The sequence below is a fragment of the Parafrankia elaeagni genome, assembly GCF_000374165.1.
GTDB classification, from domain to species: domain Bacteria; phylum Actinomycetota; class Actinomycetes; order Frankiales; family Frankiaceae; genus Parafrankia; species Parafrankia elaeagni.
In genome coordinates this window covers 20,601-47,073 of record NZ_KB893670.1, presented here as the reverse complement: position 1 = coordinate 47,073, position 26,473 = coordinate 20,601, and the positions used below count along the sequence as shown (strand labels likewise).

Annotated in this window: 26 protein-coding genes; 11 read left to right on the top strand and 15 right to left on the bottom strand. The window is 72.4% G+C overall.

Features of this window, described 5'->3' with window-relative positions; genetic code table 11:
• Positions 1-35 precede the first annotated feature (35 nt).
• The 3 genes from B207_RS0100180 (at position 36) to B207_RS0100170 (ending at position 2,293) form a co-directional block, all read left to right on the top strand.
• The gene (locus tag B207_RS0100180) at positions 36-860 is read left to right on the top strand and encodes a sigma-70 family RNA polymerase sigma factor (RefSeq protein WP_326828380.1); all 825 of its coding nucleotides are present in this window, start codon (positions 36-38) and stop codon (positions 858-860) included.
• Positions 857-1,141, top strand: a complete 285-nt coding sequence (rsrA, locus tag B207_RS0100175; protein ID WP_018634487.1) for a mycothiol system anti-sigma-R factor — start codon at positions 857-859, stop codon at positions 1,139-1,141. The genes B207_RS0100180 and rsrA overlap by 4 nt, the downstream gene beginning before the upstream one ends.
• A gap of 174 nt (positions 1,142-1,315) precedes the next feature.
• Positions 1,316-2,293, top strand: coding sequence for an NAD-dependent epimerase/dehydratase family protein (locus B207_RS0100170; protein ID WP_018634486.1), 978 nt, complete (start codon positions 1,316-1,318; stop codon positions 2,291-2,293).
• A gap of 108 nt (positions 2,294-2,401) precedes the next feature.
• Here the strand turns inward: B207_RS0100170 and B207_RS42695 are convergent, their stop codons facing one another.
• Both B207_RS42695 and B207_RS40420 read right to left on the bottom strand, forming a co-directional pair.
• Positions 2,402-2,476, bottom strand: a complete 75-nt coding sequence (locus tag B207_RS42695) for a 50S ribosomal protein bL37 (RefSeq protein ID WP_369299096.1) — start codon at positions 2,474-2,476, stop codon at positions 2,402-2,404.
• A gap of 65 nt (positions 2,477-2,541) precedes the next feature.
• Positions 2,542-3,573: a DUF5317 domain-containing protein gene (locus tag B207_RS40420; RefSeq protein WP_230204756.1), complete on the bottom strand. Its 1,032-nt coding sequence runs from the start codon at positions 3,571-3,573 to the stop codon at positions 2,542-2,544.
• Between the two features lie 390 nt (positions 3,574-3,963).
• Between B207_RS40420 and B207_RS0100160 the strand changes: the two genes are divergently transcribed.
• Entirely contained in the window at positions 3,964-4,182 is a 219-nt protein-coding gene (locus B207_RS0100160) for a biotin/lipoyl-binding carrier protein (protein ID WP_018634483.1), read from the top strand.
• A 41-nt stretch (positions 4,183-4,223) separates the two neighbouring features.
• Complete coding sequence (gene bsaP / locus B207_RS0100155) at positions 4,224-4,412, top strand: biotin synthase auxiliary protein BsaP (RefSeq protein WP_018634482.1); 189 nt, start codon at positions 4,224-4,226, stop codon at positions 4,410-4,412.
• A 97-nt stretch (positions 4,413-4,509) separates the two neighbouring features.
• On the opposite strand, the gene bioB is transcribed toward bsaP, so the two are convergent.
• The 3 genes from bioB to B207_RS0100140 all read right to left on the bottom strand — a co-directional run bounded on the left by bioB (position 4,510) and on the right by B207_RS0100140 (position 7,862).
• A complete protein-coding gene (gene bioB, locus B207_RS0100150) occupies positions 4,510-5,556 on the bottom strand; it encodes a biotin synthase BioB (RefSeq protein ID WP_018634481.1) in 1,047 nt (348 codons plus the stop codon).
• Positions 5,557-5,739: 183 nt separating this feature from the next.
• The gene (bioD, locus tag B207_RS0100145; protein WP_018634480.1) at positions 5,740-6,456 is read right to left on the bottom strand and encodes a dethiobiotin synthase; all 717 of its coding nucleotides are present in this window, start codon (positions 6,454-6,456) and stop codon (positions 5,740-5,742) included.
• On the bottom strand, positions 6,453-7,862 hold the full coding sequence (locus B207_RS0100140; protein WP_063820879.1) for an 8-amino-7-oxononanoate synthase: 1,410 nt from the start codon (positions 7,860-7,862) through the stop codon (positions 6,453-6,455). The genes bioD and B207_RS0100140 overlap by 4 nt, the downstream gene beginning before the upstream one ends.
• Positions 7,863-7,914: 52 nt before the next feature.
• On the opposite strand from B207_RS0100140, the gene B207_RS0100135 reads away from it, so the two are divergent.
• Positions 7,915-9,384, top strand: coding sequence for a sensor histidine kinase (locus B207_RS0100135; RefSeq protein ID WP_018634478.1), 1,470 nt, complete (start codon positions 7,915-7,917; stop codon positions 9,382-9,384).
• A 493-nt stretch (positions 9,385-9,877) separates the two neighbouring features.
• On the opposite strand, the gene B207_RS0100130 is transcribed toward B207_RS0100135, so the two are convergent.
• Positions 9,878-10,126 (bottom strand): WhiB family transcriptional regulator, encoded by a 249-nt coding sequence (locus B207_RS0100130; protein WP_018634477.1) that lies wholly within the window; start codon positions 10,124-10,126, stop codon positions 9,878-9,880.
• Between the two features lie 639 nt (positions 10,127-10,765).
• On the opposite strand from B207_RS0100130, the gene B207_RS0100125 reads away from it, so the two are divergent.
• The gene (locus B207_RS0100125) at positions 10,766-11,629 is read left to right on the top strand and encodes a glycerophosphodiester phosphodiesterase (RefSeq protein ID WP_026310506.1); all 864 of its coding nucleotides are present in this window, start codon (positions 10,766-10,768) and stop codon (positions 11,627-11,629) included.
• Positions 11,630-11,660: 31 nt separating this feature from the next.
• Here B207_RS0100125 and B207_RS0100120 read toward each other — a convergent pair whose 3' ends face one another.
• Entirely contained in the window at positions 11,661-12,728 is a 1,068-nt protein-coding gene (locus B207_RS0100120) for a diacylglycerol/lipid kinase family protein (protein WP_018634475.1), read from the bottom strand.
• Positions 12,729-12,919: 191 nt separating this feature from the next.
• On the opposite strand from B207_RS0100120, the gene B207_RS0100115 reads away from it, so the two are divergent.
• On the top strand, positions 12,920-13,297 hold the full coding sequence (locus tag B207_RS0100115) for a hypothetical protein (RefSeq protein ID WP_230204755.1): 378 nt from the start codon (positions 12,920-12,922) through the stop codon (positions 13,295-13,297).
• A 155-nt stretch (positions 13,298-13,452) separates the two neighbouring features.
• Here B207_RS0100115 and B207_RS0100110 read toward each other — a convergent pair whose 3' ends face one another.
• The 4 genes from B207_RS0100110 to sodN all read right to left on the bottom strand — a co-directional run bounded on the left by B207_RS0100110 (position 13,453) and on the right by sodN (position 16,861).
• A complete protein-coding gene (locus B207_RS0100110) occupies positions 13,453-14,547 on the bottom strand; it encodes an RNA polymerase sigma factor SigF (protein WP_084691929.1) in 1,095 nt (364 codons plus the stop codon).
• Complete coding sequence (locus tag B207_RS0100105; protein WP_018634472.1) at positions 14,544-15,080, bottom strand: ATP-binding protein; 537 nt, start codon at positions 15,078-15,080, stop codon at positions 14,544-14,546. The genes B207_RS0100110 and B207_RS0100105 overlap by 4 nt, the downstream gene beginning before the upstream one ends.
• A 760-nt stretch (positions 15,081-15,840) precedes the next feature.
• Positions 15,841-16,332 carry a GNAT family N-acetyltransferase gene (locus tag B207_RS0100100; protein ID WP_018634471.1) on the bottom strand — a complete coding sequence of 164 codons (492 nt, stop codon included), beginning with the start codon at positions 16,330-16,332 and terminating at the stop codon, positions 15,841-15,843.
• Between the two features lie 130 nt (positions 16,333-16,462).
• Positions 16,463-16,861, bottom strand: coding sequence for a superoxide dismutase, Ni (gene sodN / locus B207_RS0100095; RefSeq protein ID WP_018634470.1), 399 nt, complete (start codon positions 16,859-16,861; stop codon positions 16,463-16,465).
• A gap of 154 nt (positions 16,862-17,015) precedes the next feature.
• Between sodN and B207_RS0100090 the strand changes: the two genes are divergently transcribed.
• Positions 17,016-17,351 (top strand): S24/S26 family peptidase, encoded by a 336-nt coding sequence (locus tag B207_RS0100090; protein ID WP_018634469.1) that lies wholly within the window; start codon positions 17,016-17,018, stop codon positions 17,349-17,351.
• Positions 17,352-17,404: 53 nt separating this feature from the next.
• Here B207_RS0100090 and B207_RS0100085 read toward each other — a convergent pair whose 3' ends face one another.
• Positions 17,405-18,028, bottom strand: coding sequence for a dTDP-4-dehydrorhamnose 3,5-epimerase family protein (locus tag B207_RS0100085; protein ID WP_018634468.1), 624 nt, complete (start codon positions 18,026-18,028; stop codon positions 17,405-17,407).
• Between the two features lie 1,163 nt (positions 18,029-19,191).
• Here B207_RS0100085 and B207_RS0100080 point away from each other — a divergent pair.
• Complete coding sequence (locus B207_RS0100080; RefSeq protein WP_018634467.1) at positions 19,192-20,466, top strand: NAD(P)-dependent malic enzyme; 1,275 nt, start codon at positions 19,192-19,194, stop codon at positions 20,464-20,466.
• Between the two features lie 171 nt (positions 20,467-20,637).
• On the opposite strand, the gene B207_RS40940 is transcribed toward B207_RS0100080, so the two are convergent.
• Positions 20,638-20,781, bottom strand: coding sequence for a hypothetical protein (locus B207_RS40940; protein WP_230204754.1), 144 nt, complete (start codon positions 20,779-20,781; stop codon positions 20,638-20,640).
• Positions 20,782-21,033: 252 nt separating this feature from the next.
• Between B207_RS40940 and B207_RS0100070 the strand changes: the two genes are divergently transcribed.
• Positions 21,034-22,008 carry a zinc-binding dehydrogenase gene (locus B207_RS0100070; RefSeq protein WP_018634465.1) on the top strand — a complete coding sequence of 325 codons (975 nt, stop codon included), beginning with the start codon at positions 21,034-21,036 and terminating at the stop codon, positions 22,006-22,008.
• A 37-nt stretch (positions 22,009-22,045) separates the two neighbouring features.
• Here the strand turns inward: B207_RS0100070 and B207_RS0100065 are convergent, their stop codons facing one another.
• Together B207_RS0100065 and B207_RS0100060 are read right to left on the bottom strand one after the other, a co-directional pair.
• Positions 22,046-22,225 (bottom strand): DUF6104 family protein, encoded by a 180-nt coding sequence (locus tag B207_RS0100065; RefSeq protein WP_018634464.1) that lies wholly within the window; start codon positions 22,223-22,225, stop codon positions 22,046-22,048.
• Between the two features lie 237 nt (positions 22,226-22,462).
• The gene (locus tag B207_RS0100060) at positions 22,463-26,191 is read right to left on the bottom strand and encodes a multifunctional oxoglutarate decarboxylase/oxoglutarate dehydrogenase thiamine pyrophosphate-binding subunit/dihydrolipoyllysine-residue succinyltransferase subunit (RefSeq protein ID WP_026310503.1); all 3,729 of its coding nucleotides are present in this window, start codon (positions 26,189-26,191) and stop codon (positions 22,463-22,465) included.
• Positions 26,192-26,473 lie beyond the last annotated feature (282 nt).

Below are 26,473 nucleotides of genomic sequence, written 5' to 3'. Positions count from 1 at the left end.
TGTGGCCCCGGGCGGGCCCGCGGCACGGAGGTTCGATGAGGTACCACCACGGCATTGCGGCGTCGTCGCCGGCGGAACACCGCGCGGCCCGGCCCTCGCACGGCGGCCCCCCCGGCGGACCGGGACGCGCCCGGCCGGCGGCGGGGGTATCGTCCGGCGCGGAGAGAAGGTTCGCCCGGGCGGTCACCGGCGGGGCGGCGTCCGGCCCACGGGCCGGCGCACGGCATGGTGAGGAAGTGATCCTGGTCGACGGGACCAACGACGAGACCGTGGAGGAGCGGGGCGCGCGTTTCGAACGCGACGCGCTGCCGTTCCTCGATCAGCTGTACGCGGCCGCGTTGCGCATGACACGCAATCCCGCCGACGCGGAGGATCTCGTTCAGGAGACCTTCGTGAAGGCGTTTGCGGCGTTCCACCAGTTTCAGGAGGGCACGAACCTCAAGGCCTGGCTTTACCGCATCCTGACGAACACCTTCATCAACACCTACCGGAAGCGGCAGCGGCAGCCGTTGCAGAGCCCGACCGAGCAGGTCGAGGACTGGCAGCTGGCCGAGGCCGAGTCGCACACCTCCACGGGGCTGAAGAGCGCCGAGGCGGAGGCGTTGGAGCACCTGCCCGACAGCGACATCACCCAGGCGCTCCAGGCACTTCCCGAGGACTTCCGGATGGCGGTGTACCTCGCCGATGTCGAGGGGTTCTCCTACAAGGAGATCGCCGAGATCATGGGCACGCCGATCGGAACGGTCATGTCCCGGTTGCACCGTGGGCGCCGCGGTCTGCGCAAGTCGCTCGAGCACTACGCACTGGAGCGGGGCCTTGTGCCGGCCGGGACCGGCGAGAACGAGGGCGGTGGGTCGTGAGCTGCGGAGCTTCCCACAACATCGACTGCCGGAAGGTACTCGACGCGGTCTTCCTTTATCTGGACGGCGAGTGTAACGGCTCCGACCACGACCTGATCCGTGCGCATCTGGACGAGTGCTCGCCCTGCCTGCGTGAGTTCGGCGTGGAACACGAGGTGAAGATGCTCGTCGCCCGCACCTGCGGCGGCGAGCGCGCGCCGGACTCGCTGCGGCTCAGTGTCATGGCCCGGCTGCGGGCGGCCCGCTCGGGCGCCGACGCGGCCGAGTTCCGCCCGGAGTAGCCGCCGCCCGGAGTAGCCGCCGGGCAGCCGGCCGGGGCCGCCGGGCCGGGCTCCCCGGCCCCGGGGGGAAGTCGCCGGGAGCCGCCGCCGGGTCGCCGAGGCGGCCCAGGAGCCCCGGACCAGCCGCGCACCGCGGGCGCGGGCCACCCGAAGGTGGCGGTTAGGCTCCGGGGCGTGCGTATCCTCGTCACCGGCGCGGCCGGTTTCATCGGTTCCACCGTCGTCGATCGGATGCTTGCTGACGGCCACCAGGTCGTCGGCCTGGACGACCTGTCGTCCGGGCGGCTGGAGAACCTGGCACAGGCCGCGTCGGACGCCCGCTTCTCGTTCGAGCGCGGCGACATCACCGCCCCCGACCTGGCGGACTTCGTCGCCCGGGTCCGGCCGGACGTGATCGCGCATCTCGCCGCGCAGATCGACGTCCGGATCAGTGTGGCCGATCCGCTGCACGACGCGCGCCTCAACGTGCTCGGCACGATCAACGTGCTCGAGGCGGCCCGGCTGGCCGGCGCGTCGAAGGTGATCCACACCTCGTCCGGTGGCTCGATCTACGGCACTCCGACGGTGCTCCCGGTCGACGAGTCGGCCGCGCCCGCGCCGGAGTCGCCGTACGCGGCGGGCAAGGCCGCCGGAGAGCTGTACCTCAACGTCTACCGTGCGACCTACGGACTCGGCACCACAGCGCTCGCCCTGGGCAACGTCTACGGCCCGCGGCAGGATCCGCACGGCGAGGCCGGGGTGGTGGCGATCTTCGGCACGGCGATGCTGGAGGGGCGCCCGACGAAGATCTTCGGTGACGGCACCACCAGCCGTGACTACGTCTACGTCGGCGACGTCGCGGACGCCTTCGCCCGCTGCCTGCCGGCCGAGGCCGCCAACGGCCGGCGGCTCAACATCGGTACGTCGGTCGAGACCACGGTCCGTGACCTGCACGGCCGGGTCGCACGCCTCGCCGGCGTGCCGGACGAGCCGCAGTTCGCCCCGGCCCGCCCCGGCGAGCTGCAACACATCTCGCTGAACGTCGACCTCGCCGAACGAGAGGTGGGCTGGCGCCCGCTGGTCGACCTCGACACGGGGCTCGGCAACACCGTCGACTGGATCCGTGGCCGGCTCACCGCCACGACCGCCACGGCCGGTGCCGGAGGCCTTTGAATCGACGCCGGAGGCGCCTGACCCGGGGACGGATGGCCCAAGCACCCGGGCGGGCCTGGCCGGGCACAGCACAGCTGCCGCCCCGCCCCGGCCCGCCCGGGCCGACTGTCAGGTGTTCGGACGCTTGCCGTGGTTGGCCTTGCTCTTGGCCCTGGCGCGCCGCTTGCGCTTCTTCTTCGCCATGGTGGCCTCCTTTCCTCCGTCGGCCACATACTGCCAGCCCGCGGCTGCGGGTCGTCAGGACGGGCTCAGTCGACGGGCTGGCGGGTGTCGCCGCTGCGGTGTCCCCCGGGCTCGGCGGCCGGCGGTCCGCCGACGGCGGTGCCGCCGGTTCCGGTCCGGCCGTCCTCGCCAGGGTCATCGTCATCCGCCCCGGCGCCACTGTCGGGGCCTCCGCCGCCGGCGTCGCCGACGGAGAGACCGGCAGCCGGGTGGTCGCCCCCGGGACCGGCGCCTGACCGGCCGTCACCGGCTGCGGTGGCGCCCACGGGGACGGCAGCGCCCCGGACACCCGTCGGCGGCTCCTGGTCAGGCAGCATGCCGACCGGCTCGTGGCCGACCGGTTCGAGGTGGTCCGGTTCGAGGTGGTCCGGTCCGTCGTCGGCAGGGTCGTCCTCGAGGGCGATGTCGTCTGCCGGGCCGTCGTCCGGCTCGTCGTACTGGTCCTCGTCGAGGCTGTTCCCGTCCTGCGGGCCGGGCGCACGGCTGTCGCTGTCCCCGTGTCCCTGCGGATCCGGGTCGAAGGGGGCCGGCGTGCTCCGGCGCGGCCGGCCGAGGGTGGCCGCCAGCCGTGCCTGCAGGGTCCGGCGCGCCCGCACCGGGGCCACCCCGCCGAACAGTCCCAGACCGGCGGCCATCAGGACGTCCCCCAGACTGACCACGGCCGGAGCGGCGGGGGTGGGCAGCGGGAGGATGTCGCTGAGGAGGCGCAGCGACGTGCCCGAATCCGCCACCGTGTGGAAGTCGGAGGATCTGATGTCCTCGACGGGCACTCCGGCGCGGTCGGCGCCCCACTCCGAGACGGGCATGTCCCCGCCGTTCGCACTGATCACGACGGCGTTGAGGATCACGCCGGCGCACAGCAGGGGGAGGCCGGGGAGCCGGCTGTTGGTCAGGGCGAAGGCCAGCAGGCCGGCCGAGGCGAGGATCCAGGCCGGGCTGTGCAGTGGGCCGACGAGCCGGCCGAAGGCCAGCACCGCCACCACTCCGACGAACAGCAGGGGCCGGGCGATGTACACGCGGCTGAGGGCGTCCAGGGTTCCGCCCCTCGCGAGACCCACGGCCAACCCGCACAGGAGGGTCAGGAGGAGGAGTACGAGCACATCCGTAAGTGTGGACGGTGCGGGCCCGGGTGCGCCGCACGGGCCGCCTGTGTGACCCGTCCGCCGCGGGTGCGGGCTGCCCGCACCCCGCCGACGTGGGCGGTGTCGCCCGCGGCGCCGCGGGCGGCGGGTGCCCCTGCCCCCCGGCCAGGCCCGTGGGTGTGGTCGGCGCGGGCCGGGTGGCGGTGGGCAGGCGGCGACAGGTGGCGGCAGACGGCCGGGGAGCCGCCCGGCGGCGAGTCGCCGGACTCGGGCCCGGCGCCCGGGCGGCGGCCACTACGCTCACATTGTCAGTGCCGCAACGTGGTCGAGGCCATGCGCGTGGCCGAGGCGAAGAGGAGATCTGCGATGGCGGAGGAAGTCCGTGCCGAGATGGTCGCCAATGTCTGGAAGGTCGTCGTCGGCGTGGGTGACTCCGTCGCCGCCGGCGACGCGCTGGTCATCCTCGACTCCATGAAGATGGAGATCCCGGTGATCAGCGAGGATGGCGGCACCGTCGCCAGCATCGCCGTGCACGAGGGTGACGTCGTGCAGGACGGCGACCTGATCGCCGTCGTCGAGTCCTGACCCGGCCGCGGCGGGCGGTTCGTGCCATAGGGTGACGTCTCATGGAGGCCTCGTTCTGCGACCGCTGCGGTCAGCTCGCGAGCATTGGCAGCCATGAGGCCTGTGCGCGTGCCCGGGCGCTCGAGCCGCCGCGTTACTGCGCGTCCTGCCGGCGCCGCCTCGTCGTCCAGGTGACCCCGCTGGGGTGGAGCGCGCACTGCGCGGAGCACGGCACGTTCACGGGGTCCTGAGACCCGGGCGACGCCGTCGGCGGCGCCCGGGTGGCCCGGCGGCGCTGTGGTGCGGGTGCCTGGCTGTGGTGCGGGTGCCTGGCTGTGGTGCGGGTGCCTACAGGGTGGCCTGCAGCGACTTGATCGGCATGCGGAGCTCGGCGAGCATGGCCAGGTCGCTGTCGGGGTTCTTGCCGAGGGTCGTCAGGTAGTTGCCGACGATCACCGCGTTGATACCGCCCTGCATGCCCTGGACGTCCAGGTCGCCGAGGGTGATCTCCCGGCCTCCGGCATAGCGCAGGATGGTGCGCGGCAGCGCCAGCCGGAAGGCGGCGATGGTGCGCAGCGCCTCCCGCGCCTCGACCGGCGGGAGATCGCCGAACGGCGTGCCCGGCCGCGGGTTGAGGAAGTTCAGCGGCACCTCGTCCGGCTCCAGGGCCGCGAGCTGGGCGGCCAGCTCGGCGCGCTGTTCCAGCGTCTCGCCGACGCCGATGATCGCCCCACAGCACAGCTCCATCCCCGCGGCCCGGACGAGCTCGCAGGTCTCCCAGCGCTCCTCCCAGCTGTGGGTGGTGACCACCTGGGGGAAGTAGGAACGGGCGGTCTCGAGGTTGTGGTTGTAGCGGTGGACGCCCAGGTCGGCGAGCTCGTCCACCTGCTCCTGCGTCAGCATGCCGAGCGAGCAGGCGACGTTGATGTCGACCGCCGCCCGGATCGCCGCCACGCCCTCGCGGATCTGCGCCATCAGCCGCTCGTCGGGTCCGCGGACCGCGGCGACGATGCAGAACTCGGTGGCTCCGGTCGCCGCCGTGGCCTTCGCGGCGTCGACGAGGGACGGGATGTCCAGCCACGCGGAGCGCACGGGGGAGTCGAACCGCCCGGACTGCGAGCAGAAGTGGCAGTCCTCCGGGCAGCCGCCGGTCTTCAGGCTGATGATGCCCTCGACCTCGACCTCCGGCCCGCACCAGCGCAGCCGCACCTCGTGGGCCAGCGCGAGCAGGTCGGTGAGCGTCTCGTCGGGCAGCCGTAGCACCGCCAGGACGTCCTGTTCGTCGAGCCCTCGGCCCTCCTCGAGGACCTGCTGCCGGGCCCGGGCGAGCAGGTCACCGTCGGCTGTCCCGGCGGCCGTGGACGTTTCCACTGTCGTGGTCACAGGTGCGGTCACAGGTTGGTCCTCATCGTGAGGTCGTGCCGGCGGCGTGGTGGTGTCCACCGGTCGGGCTTGGAGTGTCCATTGTTCAGTCATCCGCGGGGCTCGCGCGCGTGTTGTGACGTGCGTCCGCCCGGTGCCGGTCGCCGCTGCCCGGCGCTGTCGTTCGTCCGGCACCGTCCTGGGGCCGCGGCACCGTCATGCAGTGTGCCGGGAGCGGAACCGTGCGGCGTTGAACGCGCCGCCGAGGGCTGGTTCCAGCGAGGCGCGCGCGACGTCCCGGAACCGTGCGGTGTCGAGCAGGCCGGCGCCCTCCGGGACGGCGCCGGCCAGCGGTCGGGCAGCCAGCAGCTCCAGGTCCGTGATGTTGCTGCGGGCGGCCAGATCCGGCTCGGCGGGCCAGGCGCCGATGACGATGCCGGCCAGATCCAGCCCGCGGTGCGCGATGGCTTCCAGGGTCAGGGCGGTCGCGTTGAGCGAGCCCAGGCCCGCCGTCGTCACCACCAGAACCGGCGCCCGCAGGTCACGGGCCAGGTCGGCGAGGGTGGAACCGTCGTCGTCGTACCGGACGAGCAGCCCGCCGGCGCCCTCGACCAGCACCAGCCGGCGGTCAGCCTGCAGCTCCCGGACGGTTCCGGCGACGGTGGCCAGGTCGAGGGTGGGCAGGCCGGCCCGCCGGGCGGCGCTGACCGGCGCGAGCGGGTCGGTGTACCGGGCGAGTTCGTGGACGTCGTCGACGCCGGAGAGGTCGCGGACCAGGTCCACGTCACCGAGCTCGCCGGCCTGCACACCGGTCTGCGCCGGCTTGACCACCGCCACCGTGCTGCCGCGGTCGGCGGCCAGTGCCGCCAGCGCCGCGGTCACCACCGTCTTGCCCACCCCGGTCCCGGTTCCTGTGACGACAATCACGCTCACGGTGCGGGGATCCGGGCGATGGCACTGGTGATCACGCCGACGGCGCGCTCGATGTCCCCGTCGGTGAGGTCGGCGCGGGCGGCGACCCGCAGCCGGCTCGTCCCGGGTGGGACCGTCGGTGGCCGGAAGCAGCCGACGGCGACCCCGTCCTCCCGACAGGCGGCGGCGACCGCGACGGCGCGCTCGGGATCTCCGAGCACCACGGAGACCACGGCCCCGGCCGGTTCCGGAGCGCCGGTCGCCTCGGCGATCTGCCTGGCCCGGTGCCGGACCTGGTCGGGCAGCTCCGGCCGTGCGGTCAGCAGCCGCAGCGCGGCCAGCGCGGAACCCGCGCACGCGGGCGCCAGACCGGTGTCGAAGATGAAGGTGCGGGCGGTGTCGATGAGATGGTCGCGCAGCGCCGCCGGCCCCAGTACCGCCCCGCCCTGGCTCCCCAGCGACTTGGACAGCGTCACTGTCGCGACCACATCCGGCTCACCGGCCAGCCCGGCGGCGGCCAGTGCGCCGCGCCCGCCCGGGCCGACGACCCCCAGCCCGTGCGCCTCGTCGACGAGCAGCACGGCGCCGTGGCGCCGGGCGACAGCATGCAGGGCCGGCAGCGGAGCCAGGTCGCCGTCCGCGGAGAAGACCGAGTCGGTCAGGACGAACGCCCGCCGCCAGGCCCGGGTGGCCAGCGCCTCGTCGACGGCGGCGACATCCGCATGTGGGGTGACCAGGACCTCCGCCCGGGAGAGGCGGCAGGCGTCCACCAGCGACGCGTGGTTGCGCTCATCCGAGACGACCAGGTCACCTGGTCCTGTGAGCACGGTCAGCATCGCCAGGTTCGCCGCGTAGCCGGAGGAGAAGACCAGCGCGACGGAGAAGCCGAGGTGCGCGGCCAGCGCCTCCTCCAGCTCCCCGTGCAGGGTGGTGGTGCCGCTGACCAGCCGGCTTCCGGTCGACCCGGCACCGAACGCACGCAGCGCCGCGATTCCGCCCTCGACCACCTCGGGATGACGGGCCAGGCCGAGGTAGTCGTTGCCTGCGAGGTCGAGCAGCAGATCGCCGTTGGTCCAGGGCTGCAGGGAGCCCTGGACCGGCAGCTCGACCGGCCCGCCGGCAACGCCCGGTGTCGTCGGCGTCCCCGCTGTCGCCGCGGCGCGGGGGGCACGGGGGCGCAGCACGCGGTGCAGCCCGGCGGCCGCGCGCAGCCGCGCGGCCTCGTCCAGCCAGCCGAGCGGATCCGACGCCGCTGCCGGGTCGGTCGTGCCAGCCGGGGCGGGTGCGGGCGAGACGGGCGAGACGGGCGGGCCGCTGGCGAGCGTGTCCGCGTCACTGCTGGCCAGAGGGTCCGGGGGGCCGACCAGGGCGGCGGATGACGTGGTGCGGGTGGGATCGGGCGTCACGTCGGCGAGCGTACGGTGCATTCCGGCCCGGCCGCCCGGCACGCCACGGACGGCATCTGGCAGTCTGCGTGCCGTGGGAACCCTGGCCGACGCCCTGCGGGCGAGTACTGATCTCGCCGGCGACGACATCGACCACCTCCATGCCCTCGTCGAGGACTGGGCGCTGCTGGCCGACCTGTCGTTCGCCGACCTGCTGCTGCTCGTGCCCGTGCGGTCCGGCGCGGTTCGGGCCGGCCATGCCGGCGGCATGGAGTTCCAGGTCGTGGCGCAGGTACGGCCCACCACCGGTCCGACGGCTTACCACAACGACGAGGTGGGCAGCGTCGTCATCAACCGGTGGGTGGTCCAGAACGCCTGGCGGGAGCACCGCATCGCCCGGGAGGGCGAGCCGGAGTGGGACGGCGGTGTCCCCGTCCGCACCGAGGCGATTCCGGTCCGCCACGGCGACCGGGTGATCGCCGTGCTGGCGCGCGACACCAACCTCGCGACGACCCGCACGCCGAGCGCGCTGGAATCGGCCTATCTCCAGGCCGCGAACAACCTGGCGCTCATGATCGCCGAGGGTGCCTTTCCGTTCCGCGCGGGCTCGGCGGAGTTTCCGGAACCGCCCCGGGTGGGCGACGGCATGATGCGACTGGACGGTGCCGGCAAGGTCATCTTCGCCAGCCCGAACGCGCTGTCCGCCTACCGCCGCCTCGGCTACACCGGGAACGTCACCGGTGAGGACCTGCGCACCGTGCACCGCGCCCTCAACCTGCCGGCGACGACGCCCGCGGTGTGGCATGCGATCAGCCGGCGGCGCCCGGTCGAGGTCGAGCTCGAGGTGGGCAGCACGGTGGTGCTCCTGCGCGCCATCCCGCTGTACCCCGGCGCGATCCGGGAGGTGCTCGTCCTCGTGCGGGACGTCTCGGAGCTGCGGCGCCGGGAGGCCCAGCTGCTGAGCAAGGATGCGACGATCCGTGAGATACATCACCGCGTCAAGAACAACCTGCAGACGGTGGCCGCTCTGCTGCGCCTGCAGATGCGGCGGACGAAGGCGGACGAGGCACGGGACGCCCTGCGGGAGTCCGTGCGGCGGGTCACCTCGATCGCGGTCGTCCACGAGACGCTTTCGCAGACGCTGGGCGAGTCCGTGCCGTTCGACGAGATCGCCGACCAGATCACCTCGGTGACGGTCGACCTCGCCTCGACCGGGACACGCGCCACGACGCGGCGCACCGGATCGTTCGGGCAGCTGCCCGGCGAGCTCGCCACGCCGCTGGCCCTTGTGCTTTCGGAACTTCTGCAGAATGCTGTCGAACATGCGTTCGATGGATCGGCCGGGGCGATCGAGCTCCGCGTCCGGCGGGAGCTGGACCGCCTCGACGTCGTGGTCGCTGACGACGGGGCGGGCCTGCCGGAGGACTTCCAGCTCGAGCACTCGCCGCGGCTGGGCCTGCAGATCGTGCGGCAGCTCGTGCTCGGCGAGATGCGCGGGACGATCCGGCTGCAGGCCGGTCCGGCCCGGGGGACGGAGGCCCTGCTGTCGATTCCACTTTCCTGAGGTTGCGTGTTTGGGGCTTGCATGGGCGGGTATGAGACCCGGCGTGCCCTCTGACCGCCGCCGACGTGCGCTGGTTGCGTCGTCTCCCGCGGACGGCTGGAACGGGTTCGTTGCCTCCGATGGTGCGGGTGCCTCGGGTCGATCAGCCGCAGGCGGCACAGACGGTGAAGGCGGGGATCCGGACGATTTTTCGGCCGCTCCGTCCGAGCCCGCACGTGGTGCAACGGCGGACCAGCGGACAGAGCGGCCGATGGTGTTACCTCTCGTGCCGTCCGCGTTGAGCGCGCACGGAACCCACTCCGCGGGAACGGGCACGGAGCACCTCGTTGCAGCGAGGCGTCGGCCGGGCTCGTTCGTGCGCGGAACGGCTGTTCACGATCATTGTTCGGTTGTGATCAGCCCACCGGCGGTGGGCCAGTTCGGTGCTGTCGCCGTCCGGCTTGGTGCCGCCCCGGGTAGGGCGCCAACAGGCTCGGGCGGTTCGGGCCCAGGCTCAGGCGGTGCGGACCCGGAGGCGAACCTGACGCTTCAGCGCCCGTCGTTCGTCCTCGCTCAGCCCACCCCAGACCCCGGAATCCTGCCCGGTGTCCAGAGCCCAGTTCAAGCAGTCACTCGTGACCGCGCATCGCCTGCAGACGGCCTTCGCTTCTTCGACCTGGCGTTCTGCCGGACCGGTCGTACCGATCGGGAAGAAGAGCTCGGGATCCTCGTCACGGCAGAGCGCTCGGTGGCGCCAGTCCATGCGTACTACTCCCTCTCTCGTCTCGGACCACACTGCACATCAGACGCTCGGTGAGCCGCCTTGGTTGCGTCGCGTCCCGAAAGAAAATTCTGGATGTCGCGTCGGGCGCGGCGGCGGGGGCTGGTGCGAGTGCATGCGCGTGGTCCCAGGTGCACGTGCATCTACCTCGGACATTCGCCACCCTCCCACCGGAACGGGCAGGGGCGCAAGAACCTACCTGTGGTGTGACGGCGGTTCTGGCCGGTCCCTGTCCGCCAGGGACACGGCCGGACCACGGGTGACGCGACTGCCCATCGGGCATTGGCCATCGGGAGGGAATCCCGTGGCTGTCGGCACTTCCAGGCTCTCCGGATCATGTTGGACCGTTGTGGGGTGCCCGAACGTCGGCCGAGGCGCGAGCGCTCGGCGACGTTCATCTGGCGGCCATGCCGCCTGGTCATTCTGTGCTGTGTTGTCGCTTTGGTGTTGATTCTGGAGGCGTAGGGGCCATTCTGGCGCATCGTGCGGTGCGGTGCGCGCGGGGGTCCCGCCGGGCCGGCCCGGCGGGCTGCCGCCACCGATGGAATCGCCCGAAGGTCACCGTGCGTGGCGGTGATGCTGCGGTGGAAGGGCGGGGAACAGTCCGTGCAGGATGGAGCGATGGAGGTTCTTGGCCATCGGGGCAGCCGGACACCTGGCCCCGAGAACACGGTCGAGGCTGTCGACGCCGCGTTACGAGCCGGCGCCGACGGCGTGGAGCTCGACATCCGGCGCAGCGCCGACGGGGATCTGGTCTGTGTGCACGACGCCCGGCTCCCGCGCCTCGGTGGCCGCGCCGTCCTCCGCCGGTCGACCAGGGAGCTGGCCAGCCGCGGGATCCCGGCACTGACCGACGTGCTGGACGTGTGGGCCGGCCGTGGCCGGCTCATCCTCGAGATCAAGAACCAGCCGGGTCAACCCGACTTCGACGCGCCGCGGGAGCGCACCGCCCGGGCGCTCATCGAGCTCCTGCGGGCCCGGGGCCTCCCCGAGCTGGGTCCGACCACCCCGGAGCCGGGTCCGGGCACCCCCGGGCGGCTGGACCCGGCCGAGAGCCCCACCGGCGATGCCGCCGAACCCCGGTGGCATCCCGCAGCCACGCCGGACGCGCGGGCGAACGGCGGTGAGCCGGGTGCCGGCTCCGCGGTCCAGCCGGGGATCACGGTGTCATCCTTCGACTGGTTCGCGATCGAGGCGGTCCGCGACGCCGGCCTCGGGGTCGCGACCGCGTTCCTCACCATGCCCCGGATGTCGGTCAGCGGCGGAATCGCCTATGTCCGCTCCGCCGGCCACACCGAGCTCCATGCGCACGTGTCCGCCGTCCACGGCGTTCCGGACGCGGTGGCGCGGGCACGCCGGGCCGGCGTCCGCCTGGTCACCTGGACGGTCACCGACCCGGCGGCGGCGCTCGAGCTGCGTGACGCCGGCGTCGACGGGATCATCTGCGACGACCCGGCCGGCATCACCACGGCACTCGGGAGATGACTGCGGGCGGGTACTGACCTGCTGACCTGGGTCAGGCGATGACCCGCAGGGCCCGCGGGTGGTGGGTGAGCTCGACCGAGGTGAACAGGCCCAGCACCTCGCCGTCCATCTGCACGGCGACCGGCTCGTCGGAACGCAGCGTGAGGGACGTCGTGTCGTGGAGCCCGTAGACGTTGCGGCCCCGCGGGTCGGCGTCCTCGCCGAGCATCTTCAGCCCGGTCCGCAGCACGCTGGTGAGCCGCGCCCGACGCAGGCCCAGCAGGTCCAGCCCGGTGTCGAAGGACGCGGCCGGGCAGGCTGCCACCGGGCGGTTGTTCAGGTAGGTCCAGGGCCGGGTGTTGCACACGATCGCCAGCGACACCTCGACCGGTGCGCGGCCGCCGTCACCGCCCACCACCGACCCGCCGTCACCGGACGCGGCTCCGGCCTCGCGGCCCGTACCGTCCGCGGGAGCCGCGCTCTCGGGAGTGCCGTCCGCCTCGTCGAGGATTCCGCGCAGGTCCGGCACGCCGCCGGTCGAGCTGACGGAGATCGTCGGGCCGGACCGGCCGGTCCGACGCAGCAGCTCCGTGACCGCGCAGCGCACGAACAGCCCCGGGGTGCTGCGCCGCCCCTTCTCCCGGCGCCGCTCGACGGCGGCGACCACGTCGGCGTCCAGCCCGACACCCAGGCAGAAGGCGAAGTACCGCTGCTGGTCGCCGTAGTGGGCCAGGCCGACGCTCACCTCGCGGCTGCGGCCCTCCCGCAGGGCTGCGAGCAGCTCGCCGGTCGCCTCGACCGGCGACGACGAGTACCCGAGAGCTCGGGTGAAGACGTTCGTGCTGCCGCCGGGAACCACGGCGAGCGCGGGGCCGCCGGCGGCCGGGCCGCTGCTCACCAGGCCGTTCACGATCTCGTTGACGGTGCCGTCACCACCGAGGACGATCACGACGTCCACACCCATCTCACGGGCGTCGGCCCCGAGCTCGACCCCGTGGCCACGGCCCTTGGTGACAACCGTCTCCAGGTCGACGTCAGCGGCGAGTGCGGTGACGAGAACGTCGCGGACCCGCTCAGTAGTGGTGGTCGCAACCGGATTGACGACCAGCAGCCCGCGCATGGCAATACGGTAGCCTGCGCAGTCATTCAGGGCGTCGGCTGGGAAAACTCTCACACCGTCCGTGCTGACCCGGCGCCGCCGCGCGGCCGGGTGGCGGGCCCGCGGCCGCGGGCACGTAATCTCGACGGATGGGTACCAACCGCGGCGTTGCGGGGGAGCCGGGCGGCGGTCCGGCGCAGCAGACGCGTGCCGTGCCGCGGCCCCTGCTGGTCGCGGGAGCGCTGCTCGGGCTCCAGACGGTGGTGTTGACCGGCCTCGGAGTGCTGCTGGTGGTCCGGGGGTTCGGCTCCGACATCGACGACGTCGGGCGGGCGGAGACAGGCGGCCTGCTGGCGCTGGTCGGCGCGGCCGGCCTCGGCCTCGTCACCTGGGGTGTGCTGCGCGGGCGGGAGGCGTTCCGCTCACCCGCGCTGGTGACCCAGGTGCTGTGCCTCCCTGTTGCCTGGGGGCTGCTCCAGGGGGGTCTCTACGGCTACGGGGTACCGCTGGTCGTGGTGCCGATCATGATTATCGTTGCGATCGCCCTCGGCGGGGGATATGCCCGTCCCGGCGCCAGCCAGGAGCAGTAGCTCCGGCCTCGGGCAGCAGCTCCGGCCTGGCCTGGCCTGGCCTGCCCGGCCTGTGCCAGACCGGCCCGTGGAGCGGTGGCGAGCCGGGGCCAGGAGGGCACGGAGAGGGCACGGAGCTGGACCGACCCGGGCCCGGGGGTCGGTCGTCGGTCTGGTCAGCCGTCTTCGAGCAGCCCACGGCGCAGCTGGGCCAGTGTGCGGGCCAGCAGGCGGGACACGTGCATCTGCGAGATCCCGAGCTCGTTCGCGATCTGTGACTGCGTCATGTTGCCGAAGAACCGGAGGAGCAGGATGCGCTTCTCCCGCGGCGGCAGCTTCTCTAGGAGCGGCTTGAGCGACTCCCGGTACTCCACGCCCTCGAGTGACTCGTCCTGTACGCCGAGCGTGTCCGCGACGGCCGGTGCCTCGTCGTCGCCGGAGTCGGGCGCGTCGAGGGACACCGCGGAGTAGGCGTTCGCCGACTCCAGTCCCTCGAGGACCTCCTCCTCGGTCATTTCCAGGTGGCGGGCTATCTCGCTGACCGTCGGCGAGCGGCCCAGCGACTGGGAGAGCTCGGAGGTCGCCTTCGTCAGCGAGAGCTTCAGCTCCTGGAGCCGGCGGGGCACCCGGATGGCCCAGCCCTTGTCCCGGAAGTGGCGCTTGATCTCGCCGACGATGGTCGGGGTGGCATAGGTCGAGAACTCGACCCCGCGCTCGGGGTCGAACCGGTCGACCGACTTGATGAGGCCGATCGTCGCGACCTGCACCAGGTCGTCGAGGGGCTCGCCGCGGTTTCGGAAGCGCCGGGCGAGGTACTCGACGAGCGGGAGATGCATGCGGACGAGCTGGTCACGCACGGCGGCCCGCTCCGGGTCGCCCTGCGGCAGCGAGACCAGCTGCGCGAACAGCGCGCGGGCACGGACCCGGTCCGGGGAGGTGCTGCGCTCCGGAGCCGCACCCGCCTCGGGACCGGCCGCCTCGGTGGTCTCGACGGTGGTTTCAACGGGGCTCTCCGGGTGCGCCTGCTCGCCCAACGCCGGGGGTGCGGGGCGGCCCGTGGCGGACCCGCTCCCGGCGGCGCCGGCGGTCGGGGCGTGGCCGTTCTTCTCCCGGCCCGCTCCCGGCCCGCTCAGGGTGACGCCGGCGACCTCGCCGGCGTTGCGCTGGCTGATGGCCGCGACCGGGTCGCCCGCGCCAGCGGGATCGTGGCTGCCCGCGTGGCCCACGGGTGCCGATCGGGGCGTGGTGGGTGTTCTGCCGGCTGAAGTCACAACGTGCCTACCGTGTCGCCGAGGGCCGCTGCGGAGGCCGCACCTGAGCCGCGGACGTGCCCGGCCGGGGGCTCACCCAGGTCGGCCCGGACGCCGCGACGCTTCTGGAGGGCAATGCTGACCCGGGAGCCCGGGCCCGTCGAGCTGGAGACGTCACCGGCCAGCGCGGTCAGCACCGTCCACGCGAACGTCTCCTTGGACGGTGGTTCGCCATCGAGGCTCTCGACCGTGACCAGGACCTTCATCACGCCGGGTTCCAGGGCGAAGCTGCATTCCAGGGCGGATCCGGGCACTGCGGAGACGAGCAGCAGCGCGCACGCCTCGTCCACCGCGATACGGAGATCCTCGATGTCGTCGAGAGTGAAGTCCAACCGGGCCGCGAGGGACGCTGTGGCCGTCCGCAGGACGGTCAGATAGGCACTCGCGGCGGGCAGGGTGAGCTGGACGACGTCGTGCGGGCCGCCGTCGCCGGTGGCGCCGCCCGAGATGCCGTCCGAGTTCTCCGCGCCGCCGGTAGAAGGCGTCGGATTCACGTTCCTACCCCCAAGAGCCCGGGTCGTGCGAGGAAGGTCCTCGTCGATGATGTCTGTCGCGTGCCTGGTGTCTGTCGCGTGCCTGGTGTCTGTACGCGTGTCTGGTGCGTCATGTCCGGTGCGTCGTGTCCGGACCTCATGCCTGGTGCCGTGCCGACGGTGCGTCGTGCTGTTCCCCTCGCGTTCCGCTGTGCCGCGTGAGCCGCCGGCCGCCCTGCTGATTGTGCCGCCGGCCTGGATGGGACCGCCGACCTCCTCCGGTGCGCCCGATGCTCGTCGCCGCCTTGGATTCTCGCCGTACCAGCTGCCGTTCGTGCGTGGATCTCGCCCTTCGTGCGGCCGAACTTCCGGTGCCGGGCGCCCTCGGCGCGTCGGTACCGGATACCAGAGCGTTGTCACCACGGCGTGACAGCCTCCGGCCCGGGGGTGTGATGTCCGTTTCCGGACGACACTCCGGTGGTGAGCCCTGCCCTGTTCCGCGGGGCGTTACTCCGATGATGGCCCTGCCCCGGTTGACCACCCGGCATGGCCTCCCGTCGTTCACCACCGTACCCAGGCTGCCTGGTGTGTCGCAGGTCGGGTGATCAGAAGACGCGCCTCGGGCCCACGTGGTCGTGAATGGCCGGTTCATACCGGCCACCTGGGAATTCGTTGCCCGGCGCGAGGCGCTGGAAGGGCGCGCGCACAGGCCTGATGACCACTTCGTGCGGACGTTCGGACCACGGGACGTCGCCGTCAAGGTGCATGTCAGCCGACATGGTCACCGGGGCGGCCGCCGGTGCGCCAGTGCGTCGATGGCCGCTGCGTCGAGGCGCCAGGTGGTCCACTCCTCGGTGGCCGTCGCCCCCACCGAGCGGTAGAAGTCGTGCGCGGGCGTGTTCCAGTCCAGTACGGCCCATTCCAGGCGCTGGTAGCCATGCCGCGCGCACAGCCGGGCGAGTTCGCGCAGCAGCGCGCGGCCGTGCCCTTCGCGGCGATGTCCGGGCCGGACGAAAAGATCGACCAGATACATCCCGGCCTGACCGGTCCAGGTTGAGAACGTCGGGTGCCAGAGCGCGCATCCGAGGACGTCGCCTCCCTCGCCCGGAGCGGCCGCGACCAGGCAGTGCACCGCCGGCGGATCGCCGAAGAGAGCGACGGCGAGGTCGTCCGGGGTCATGGCGACCGCGTCCGGCTCCCGCTCGTAGGCGGCGAGGTCGCGGACCAGACCGAGGACGGGAACGACGTCCGCGCGTTCAGCCGTTCTGATCATGTCGGCTCCGGGGCGGGGCGGGGCGGGGCAGTCGGGACAGTCCGGGACAGCCGGGGCTGGAAACGGGGACGTCCCCACCGGGTGGCTTCACACCACCCGGCAGGGACGTCCTCGCCGCAGGTCGCCGACGTCAGGCGGCGGCCTTGGTCTCCCAGAAGATCGTGGAGATCTCGTCGATCAGGTCGAGCAGCTGCTGGCCCTGCGCCGGGTCCACCGAGCCCTTGGCGCCGGCGGCGCCGGCGGCCTTGGTGGCCTTCCAGAACAGGTCGTGGAGCTGGGGGTACTTCTCCAGGTGGTTCGGCTTGAAGTAGTCGGTCCACAGCACCCAGAGGTGGTGCTTCACCAGCTCCGCGCGCTCCTCCTTGATGGCGAGCGCCCGGGCCCGGAACTCGGGGTCGGTGTTGCCCTGGTACTTCTCCTGGATGGCCTTGACCGACTGGGCCTCGACCTTTGCCTGGGCCGGGTCGTAGACGCCGCAGGGCAGGTCGCAGTGGGCACTGACGCTGGTCGCGGGATTGAGCAGGCTCATGCCGCTGTCCTCTCTGTACGCCTTGGGACTTCCCTCGCCCCAGGGCGACCGTGCCCGCGCCGGGTGGCCGGCCCTGGGTGCTGCGATCGCGGGCCGGTGAGCCGCGAGTGAGCAGCTCGCGGACCGGTTTCCCGCCTTCTGGCAACCTACCCCTGTGAGCCCGAACATTTCTCCGCGGGCGGTCGGCGTGCGTGGCGAGTCGATGCGCCCGACCCTGCGCGACGGCGATGCCTGTCTGGTCCTGTGGGGCGCACCTGCCCGGCCGGGGGATGTGGTGGTCGCGCGGCTGCCGGGCCGTGGCCTCGGCATCAAACGGGCGGAGTTCACCGACCCGGACGGATCCTGGTGGCTGCGGTCGGACAACGTGGGGGTCGGCACCGACAGCGCCGCGTTCGGCATGGTTCCCGCCGGGGACATCCTGGGCCGGGTGGTGGCGCGTTACTGGCCGCGCCCCCGGGTGCTGCGCCGCAGCCGCCCGCCGCGGGCGTAGCGGGCCCTGAGGCCGCTGCCGTGGCACCGGGTCCCGGTGCCACGGCAGCGGCCTCAGGAACGAACGGCGCCGCTGCCCAGGGGGCGCAGCGAGTCGTAGAAGGCCCTGCAGTCGGCGTAGCTGGGCAAAATTCCGGCGGCGGCGGCCTGGTGCAGGCTCGGCGCCGCGATGTCCTTGTCGGACAGCAGTGGGGTCAGGTCGGGTGGCCAGGGCAGGTCGAGATCCGGGTCGAGCGGGTTGATGCCGTACTCCCGTGCCGGCGTGTAGGGCGTCGAGCACAGGTAGGTGATGGCGGCGCCGTCGGTCAGCGCCATGAACGCATGCCCGAGACCCTCCGACACGTACAGGCCCCGCCGGTCGACGTCGTCCAGGACGACGGCCGCGTGCGCGCCGAACGTCGGCGAGCCGATCCGGATGTCCACGACGCAGTCCAGGATCCGCCCGCTGACGCAGGTGACGTACTTGGCCTGGCTGGGCGGCACCTGGGCGTAGTGGACCCCGCGCAGTGTTCCCGCACGGCTGACACTGGCGTTCGCCTGGGCGAGTTCGAGACGATGCCCGGTCACCGATTCCAGCGCGTCGGTACGGAACCATTCGAGGAATGTTCCGCGTGGATCGGCGTGCTTGCGCGGGGTGAACAACCAGGCATCGGATATCGGCAGCTCGGTGACCTCCACGACAACACACGCTACTAGGTTTAGGCGACCGATTCCCCGACGGGGCCGCCCGGGAACCCGCGCTCAGGGTGAACGTGATGACACCGGTCGCTGTCGTATCACCGTCCTCCGGTGACGGTTATCCGTATCCGTATGTTCCTGGTGGACGTGTGGTGACCTGGACCGCGGCTTGCTGGCCGCCGGATCCCGCCCCAGTCGCCGGGTGCACTCCGGAAACCCACGGACGGACAACGTCCGCCTTGGGCGTGAATCGTCTCACGATTCATCTGTGATGGGTGTGTCGCGAAGCCGCGATCATTGGCGTGCGGCCGGGAGGAAACCCCGGGGAAACGCGGTGGAATCGGGGTCCGGGAGTGCCCCGGCATTCGGACCGATTCTGGAAACCCGGGCGACACGCCGGCCGCGGGAGTCCCGCGCGGGAACGCCCGCCCGCAGATCCCGCTCCCACGCCGCCTCCTGTCGTGCTGCCTGCGCCGGCGGTTGCGTCTGCGTCGCCGCCTCCGCCGTGGTCACTGCCCTGCGTGCCCGCCCCCTCACCCGCTCGACCCGGCGCCGAAGCAGGGCCGAGCGGCGCCGGGGCGGGGCCGGGGTGCGGGGGCCGGGAGGGGAGTCGGCGCGGGAGGCCGGCCCGGCGGCGTGCGGGCTGTGCCGGGGTGCCGCGGCTGTGCCGGGGCAGCCGGGCGGGTGAGGGGTCGGGGGTGCCGGACCCGGTGGGGAAGGACCGGCGAACCGGGCGGACCGAGTCGGATGGCCGACAGTCCACGCCGCACGGACCAGCCGGAGGCGGTGGACAAACGGCGCCGGGGCCCGTCCTGGCCCCTCCCGGAGGCCTCCGGTGCCCGCGCATGTCACGGGCTGGCAACATCCACGGGCCCGTCCGGCGTCCGCGAGTTTCATTCGGAAGACATCTGGGGTTCGTCGGTGGTGAATCAGACAGGCAGGCCCGGGCCCCTCGGCGTGCCATATTGGAAGCTGTGGCGGGCCACCCCCGCCGCAGGCACCCTGGCACACCAGTCGCCTCACACGTCCGAGGCGGCGCCGCATGCCCGCCGCCCCGCGAACGCCCGATCTTCGCCGGGGCCCCGGGAACGTCCTAGCCACGTCCGGTCAGTGACACCGTTCGCCGGACGGTACCGCCGTGGCTTGTCCGAGGAGCCCCTTTCGTGACCGCAACCACCGACCACACGACCCTCGACCCGTCCACCGTGGCCCCGGCCGGAGGGCCCGGCTCGGCAGAGTCCTCGGCAGCGTCGCCGGGATTCGACGGCCCGAGCCCACGCCCGTCCGACGACGACCCCGCCTTCGCGCTCCACCGGGGCGGGAAGATCGGAATCGGTCTGACGGCGCCGCTGAACAACCGGGAGGACCTCTCGCTCGCCTACACCCCGGGTGTCGCCCGGGTGTGTGTCGCGATCGCGGAGACACCCGCGCTGGCCGACGAGTACACCTGGCGCGCCAACACGGTGGCCGTGGTGACCGACGGGACGGCGGTGCTCGGCCTCGGTGACATCGGGCCGGCCGCCGCGCTGCCGGTCATGGAAGGCAAGGCCGCGCTGTTCAAGCACTTCGGCGGGGTCGACGCTGTCCCGATCTGCCTCGACTGCACCGACACCGAGGAGCTTGTCGACACGATCGCCAGGCTGGCCCCGGGTTTCGGTGGCATCAACCTGGAGGACATCTCGGCGCCGCGGTGCTTCGCGATCGAGAGCATGCTGCAGGACCGCATCGACATCCCCGTGTTCCACGACGACCAGCACGGCACCGCGATCGTCGCGCTCGCCGCGCTGGAGAACGCCGCGCGGCTGACCGGCCGGGAGCTGTCGGACCTGCGGGCCGTGGTGTCGGGAGCCGGCGCCGCCGGAGTCGCCGTCACCCGGATCCTGCTTGCCGCGGGTATCGGCGACATTGCTGTCGGTGACAGTCGAGGCATGATCTACGCGGGTCGGGACGGCCTCACGCCGGTCAAGGCCGCGCTCGCCGCCGAGACGAACAAGGCCGGGCTCAAGGGCTCCATCAACGAGGCCCTCGCCGGGGCGGACGTCTACCTCGGTCTCTCCGCGGGCAAGGTGCCCGAGGACGTGGTGGCCACCATGGCTCCGGAGTCGATCATCTTCGCGATGGCCAACCCGGACCCCGAGATCGACCCGGAGGTCGCGCACAAGTACGCCCGGATCGTGGCGACCGGTCGCAGTGACTACCCGAACCAGATCAACAACGTCCTGGCCTTCCCCGGTGTCTTCCGGGGTGCGCTGGACGTGCGTGCCAGCCGGGTCACCGAGGGCATGAAGCTGGCCGCCGCGCGGGCGCTCGCCGACGTGGTCGCCGACGAGCTGTCCGAGGACAACATCATCCCGAGTGTCTTCGACAAGCGGGTCGCCCCCGCTGTCTCGTCGGCGGTGGCCGAGGCGGCCCGCGCCGACGGGGTCGCGCGCCGCTGACGCTGACGCGCCGCTGACGCTGACGCGCCGCTGACGCTGACGCGCCGCTGGACGGCACCGGCCGCCGTGGCTGCCAGGCCCCGTGAGGGTACTGGCAGCCACGGCGGGCCGCGGGCAGGTCGGGCTGGCAGCCGCGTCAGGCTGCTCGGGACCTTCGGGCCGGTGGCCGGGTCAGACCCGGCCGCAGCCCGGGCACGGCCGGTTCTCGCTGGCCTCGGTGAGCGGGCGCAGCGCGCCGCACCCCTTGTAGGAACAGCACACGAAATCCGCCAACGGCACGACGATGACCGGGTAACCGTCGGTCGCCGGGACCACCGGCGGTTCCGGGACCGGCACCGGCCGACGCCGACGCCACCCGAACCGACGACTGCCCCCGTCCCGGCCAACCGCAGCCGGCGTTCCTCCCTGTGTCACCACGGGACTGAGTTCAGCACATCTGCTGGGCGAGCGCGACGGCCGGGCCGGCGGGACCAGGCAGGGACACACACATCCCGGCCAGGTCGGCTCCGCCCGGGCCGATGCCCCGGGCGGCACCATCCGTGGCCTCACCGGCACTACAGTTGCCTGATGCTTGCCGCCGCCGCCGTCTCGATCAACCCGGACAGTCCGCTTGCCGGTCTTGAGGTCGGCGAGCAGCCCGAGCCGGCTGTCCCCGAAGGCTGGACCACGGTCTCCGTACGCGCGGCAGCGCTCAACCACCACGACCTGTTCAGCCTGCGCGGTGTCGGGCTGCCGGCCGACCGCCTGCCGATGATCCTCGGCTGTGACGCCGCCGGGGTGAGCGAGGACGGCACGGAGGTCGTCGTCCACGCGGTGATCGGTGACCCGGCGCGCGGCGGCGGGGACGAGACCCTCGACCCGAGACGGACGCTGCTCTCCGAGCTGCACCCCGGGACGCTCGCCGAGCGGATCGCGGTGCCCCGCGCGAATCTCGTGCCGAAACCGGCCTCGCTGTCCTGGGAGGAGGCGGCCTGCCTGCCCACCGCCTGGCTGACCGCGTACCGCATGGTCGTCAGCCGCTCGGGCCTGCCCGCGGACGGCGGCGGGACGATGCTCGTCCAGGGAGCGGGCGGCGGGGTGGCCACGGCAGCCCTGCTCATCGGCAAGGCCGTCGGGCACACCGTGTTCGTCACCTCGCGGGACGAGGCGAAGCGTCAGCGCGCCCGTGACCTCGGCGCCGACCTGGCGGTCGGGTCGGGAGAGCGGCTGCCCACCCGGGTCGACGCGGTGATCGAGACCGTCGGCGCCGCCACCTGGTCGCATTCGGTGCGCTCGCTGCGCCCGGGCGGGCGCATCATCTGCTCCGGCGCCACCAGCGGCCCGAACCCGCCGGCCGAACTGAACCGGATCTTCTTCCTGCAGCTGTCGGTGATCGGCACCACGATGGGCACCCGGGCGGAACTCGCCGCGCTGGTGGACCTGCTGGACCGCACCGGCACGCGCCCGCTCGTGGACGACGTCCGCCCGCTCGCGGATGCCCGGACCTCGTTCGAGCGGCTGGCGGGCGGCGAGGTGTTCGGCAAGCTCGTGCTCACCGTGTGACGGTCAGGTCACGGCACCGGTACCGTGACCGGGAGCACTAGAGATCGGGGTCGTCGTCCGGCCGGGCCAGCCAGGTGGCGAGCTGTTCGACCGCGTCCTCGTACTGCGGATGCAGGTCGACGAAGGTGCGCAGGGCATCCGCCAGCCAGTCGAACGACACCGACTCCCCCCCGCGCCGGCTGGCGAGCTCTTCGATCCCACGGTCGGTGAAGTACATGGCCGAACGGTATCCGGCGCCGTGCGATGAGCGACAGGGTGCACCCAGCCGAGCTCGGGACGGGAGCGTGCAGGAGCGGAGCGCGCGGAAACGGGACTGTGCGGAAACGGGACTGTGCGGAAACGGGACGAGGCGGTGGGCCTGCCCGCGGTTCGCGGGTCGGCTCACCGCCTCGTCCGTCTGCCCTGCATGCCTGCCGGGACCAGCCCGTTTCGCCGGGGCCAGCCCGGCGTGGGGTCAGTCGGCGAAGGCGGCTTCGACGAGTGCCGCCTGCTCCCGCTCGTGCACCTTGGACGACCCGGAGGCCGGGGCGGCCGACGCCCGCCGCGAGACCCGTCGCAGCCGCAGCCCGTCGGGCAGCGACTCGGGCAGGTTCAGCGCCATGTGGGGGTAGGCGCCCTGGTTCGCCGGCTCCTCCTGGACCCAGACGATGTCGGTGACGTTCGGGTACCGTGCCAGCAGCGCGGCGAGCTCCGGCCCCGGCGTCGGGTACATCTGCTCGACCCGCAGCAGAGCGAAGCGCTGCGAGTCGTTGCGCTTCTCCCGCGCCGCGGCCAGGTCGTAGTAGACCTTGCCGGCGGACAGCAGCACCCGCCGGACGCTGGCCGGGTCGCCGACCGCCGCGTCGTCGATGATCGGCTGCCAGGCCCCACCGGTGAGGTCCTCGACGGTGCAGGCCGCCGCCTTGAGCCGCAGCATCGACTTCGGTGTGAAGACGATCAGCGGACGGCGCACCGGCGACAGCGCCTGCCGGCGCAGCAGGTGGAAGTAGCTGGCCGGGCTGGACGGCGCGGAGACGGTCATGTTGCCGTCCGCGCACAGCGCCAGGAACCGCTCGGGGCGGGCGGACGAGTGGTCCGGCCCCTGGCCCTCGTACCCGTGCGGGAGCAGCAGCGTCAGCGACGACCGCTGGCCCCACTTCGCCTCACCGGCCGAGATGAACTCGTCGATGATCGACTGGGCACCGTTGGCGAAGTCGCCGAACTGCGCCTCCCACAGCACCAGGGTGTCGTCCCGGGCCACCGAGTAGCCGTACTCGAAGCCCATCGCCGCGAACTCGGAGAGCAGCGAGTCGTAGGTGTAGAAGGTGCCGACCTTCGAGTCGTCCTCGTTGCGCAGCGTGCGCAGCGGGGTGTGCTCCGCGGCGGTGTACCGGTCGACGAGCACCGAGTGCCGCTGGCCGAAGGTGCCGCGGCGGCTGTCCTGGCCGGTGAGCCGGACGGAGGTGCCGTCCAGCAGGAGACTGCCGAACGCGATCGTCTCGGCGAGAGCCCAGTCGATGGTGCCGCTCTCGATCATCTGCGGGCGGCGCTCGATCTGCGGCCGCAGGCGCGGGTGCATGACGAACCCGTCCGGGAGGGTGACCTGGGCATCGACGATCTTCTTGACCGTCTCCAGCGACACCGCCGTGGTGACCGCCGCCGCGGCCGCCGCCTCCGCCGGGGTGGTGACGATCCGGGGCAGCGGGGTGGGCCGGGGGGTGGTCTCCCTGGTCTCGGTGAACGCCTTCTCCAGCTCGGCCCGGTAGGTCTTCATCGCCTGCTCGGCCTCGTCACGGGTGATGTCACCGCGGCCGATCAGGGCCTCCGTGTAGACCTTGCGCACCGAGCGCTTCGAGGCGATGGTGTCGTACATCAGCGGCTGGGTGAAGGACGGCTCGTCCATCTCGTTGTGGCCCCGCCGGCGGTAGCAGACGAGGTCGATCACCACGTCCTTGTTGAACACCTGCCGGTAGGCGAACGCCAGCGTCGCGACCCGCACGCACGCCTCCGGGTCGTCCCCGTTGACGTGGAAGATCGGCGCCTGCACCATCCGCGCCACGTCGGTGGCGTAGACCGAGGAGCGGCTCGACGTGGGTGACGTCGTGAAACCGACCTGGTTGTTGATGACGACGTGGACGGTGCCACCGGTGCGGTAGCCGCGCAGCTGGGAGAGGTTCAGCGTCTCGGCGACCACACCCTGGCCGGCGAAGGCCGCGTCACCGTGGATCAGCACCGGCAGGACGGTGTAACCCGAGAAGCCCTTGTCGAGGACGTCCTGCTTGGCCCGGGCGACACCTTCGAGGACGGCGTCGACCGCCTCGAGGTGGGACGGGTTCGCCACCACCGAGACGGGCACCTCGCGCCCCTCCCGGTCGGTGTAGACGCCGTCGGCGCCCAGGTGGTACTTCACGTCGCCGGAGCCGTGCGCGGTCTGCGGGTCGACGTAGCCCTCGAACTCGTCGAAGATCTGCCGGTAGGACTTGCCGACGATGTTCGCGAGCACGTTGAGCCGGCCGCGGTGCGCCATGCCGATGACGACCTCGTCGAGGGTCGCCTCCGCCGCCCGGCCGAGGATCTCGTCGAGCAGCGGGATGGTCGACTCCGCGCCCTCCAGCGAGAAACGGCGCTGGCCGACGTACTTGGTCTGCAGGAACGACTCGAAGGCCTCGGCGGCGCCGAGACGCTCCAGCACGTAGAGCTGCTCGGCCGGGTCCGGCCGCTCCGCGGAGCGCTCGACCCGGGCCTGGATCCAGGTGCGCTCCTCGGGCTCCTGGATGTGCATGTACTCGATGCCGACGCGGCGGCAGTACGAGTCGCGCAGCACGCCGAGGACGTCGCGCAGCGACATCGTGCGCTGCCCGGCGAAGCCGCCCACCGGGAACTCGCGGTCGAGGTCCCACAGGGTGAGGCCGTGACCGATGATGTCCAGGTCGGGGTGGCTGCGGATCGCGAACTCGAGCGGGTTCGTGTCGGCCATCAGGTGGCCGCGGACCCGGTAGGCGTGGATCAGCTCGAGTACCCGGGCGCCGTGGTCGAGGTCGCCCTCGTGGTGCGCGGAGATGTCGGGCAGCCAGCGGACCGGGACGTAGGGCACGCGCAGCGACTTGAAGATCTCGTCGTAGAACCCGTCGGCGCCCAGGAGTAGCTGGTGGATGCGCCGCAGGTACTCGCCGGACTGTGCGCCCTGGATGATCCGGTGGTCGTACGTGCTGGTCAGCGTCATGATCTTGGAGATCGCGAGCTTCGTCAGGGTCTGCTCGGAGGCGCCCTGGAACTCGGCCGGATACTCCATGGCGCCGACGCCGATGATCGTACCCTGACCCTCCATGAGGCGCGGGACGGAGTGCACCGTCCCGATACCACCGGGGTTGGTCAGGCTGATCGTGACGCCGGCGAAGTCGTCCATGGTCAGCTTGTTCGTCCGTGCCCGGCGGACGAGGTCCTCGTAGGCCAGCCAGAACTGGCTGAAGTCGAGGGTCTCGGCCTTCTTCACCGCGGCGACGACGAGCTGGCGGCCCTTGGGTGTGACCAGGTCGATGGCGAGCCCGAGATTCACGTGCTCGGGCTGGACCAGCGTCGGCTTTCCGTCGACCTCGGCGTAGGAGGCGTTCATCGCCGGGTGGTCGACGAGGGCCTTGACCATGGCGTAGCCGATGACGTGCGTGAAGGAGATCTTCCCGCCGCTGGACCGGGCGAGATGCCGGTTGATGACGATCCGGTTGTCGGCCAGCAGCTTCGCGGGCACTGCGCGCACGGACGTCGCGGTCGGGATGTTCAGCGAGGTCTCCATGTTGGAGACCACGCGGGCGGAGGCGCCGCGCAGCGGTGTCCGCGCGCCGGCCGCGACGGGCGCGGCCGGGCGCGGCGCCGCCGGTGCCTGGGGCTGGGCTGGTGTGGCGGCCGTCGCCGCCCCTGCCGCGGAGGCCGCTGCCGGTGCCGGTGCCGTGGGTGCCGCCGTCGCCGCTGGCGCGGCGGGGGCCGAGGGCGCCGGTGCCGGCGGCGGTGACACGGAGCCGGGGGCGGCGGCTTCACTCGCCTGCGCGTCCCCGGTGGGCGGGTTCACCGGACGGTAGTCCGAGAGGAACTCGCGCCACTCAGGGGAGACGCTCTCCGGGTCTTCGAGGTACTGCTGATAGATCTCGAAGACCAGCCACTCGTTGGGGCCGAAGTCAGGTTCTGACGCGGGTACCGTCGGTGCTGTCACGGGGCCAATCGCCTCTATCCACGGTGTACATCTCGGCCTGTTCGCAGGCCCTTCGCTACCGTCTGCTCAGGTTACCCGCTGTGGACGGACCCCCAGAAGCTGGGCCGCTCGGCGTCGCGTCACATTTGACGTTTTCCGTGCGTATTGCGCATTGATGCACGGAGTGGCGCTCCAGCCGGCCGCCGCCGGTAATCTTGCCTGTGCCGGCGGCAATGGCCAGGTCACGGTCCCGGCCCGCGGCGCGGCACCGGCTGGCGCAGGGAAGGCCACGAAGAGACTCTT

Bases quoted from the DNA above. Each gene is read 5' to 3' on its own strand.
- B207_RS0100125 (WP_026310506.1), top strand. From the start codon at position 10,766: ATGGAGGTTCTTGGCCATCGGGGCAGCCGGACACCTGGCCCCGAGAAC.
- B207_RS0100180 (WP_326828380.1), top strand. From the start codon at position 36: ATGAGGTACCACCACGGCATTGCGGCGTCGTCGCCGGCGGAACACCGC.
- B207_RS0100065 (WP_018634464.1), bottom strand. From the start codon at position 22,225: ATGTACTTCACCGACCGTGGGATCGAAGAGCTCGCCAGCCGGCGCGGG.
- B207_RS0100120 (WP_018634475.1), bottom strand. From the start codon at position 12,728: ATGCGCGGGCTGCTGGTCGTCAATCCGGTTGCGACCACCACTACTGAG.
- B207_RS0100160 (WP_018634483.1), top strand. From the start codon at position 3,964: ATGGCGGAGGAAGTCCGTGCCGAGATGGTCGCCAATGTCTGGAAGGTC.
- sodN (WP_018634470.1), bottom strand. From the start codon at position 16,861: ATGAGCCTGCTCAATCCCGCGACCAGCGTCAGTGCCCACTGCGACCTG.
- B207_RS0100100 (WP_018634471.1), bottom strand. From the start codon at position 16,332: ATGATCAGAACGGCTGAACGCGCGGACGTCGTTCCCGTCCTCGGTCTG.
- bsaP (WP_018634482.1), top strand. From the start codon at position 4,224: ATGGAGGCCTCGTTCTGCGACCGCTGCGGTCAGCTCGCGAGCATTGGC.
- B207_RS0100070 (WP_018634465.1), top strand. From the start codon at position 21,034: ATGCTTGCCGCCGCCGCCGTCTCGATCAACCCGGACAGTCCGCTTGCC.
- B207_RS0100130 (WP_018634477.1), bottom strand. From the start codon at position 10,126: ATGGACTGGCGCCACCGAGCGCTCTGCCGTGACGAGGATCCCGAGCTC.
- B207_RS0100140 (WP_063820879.1), bottom strand. From the start codon at position 7,862: ATGCACCGTACGCTCGCCGACGTGACGCCCGATCCCACCCGCACCACG.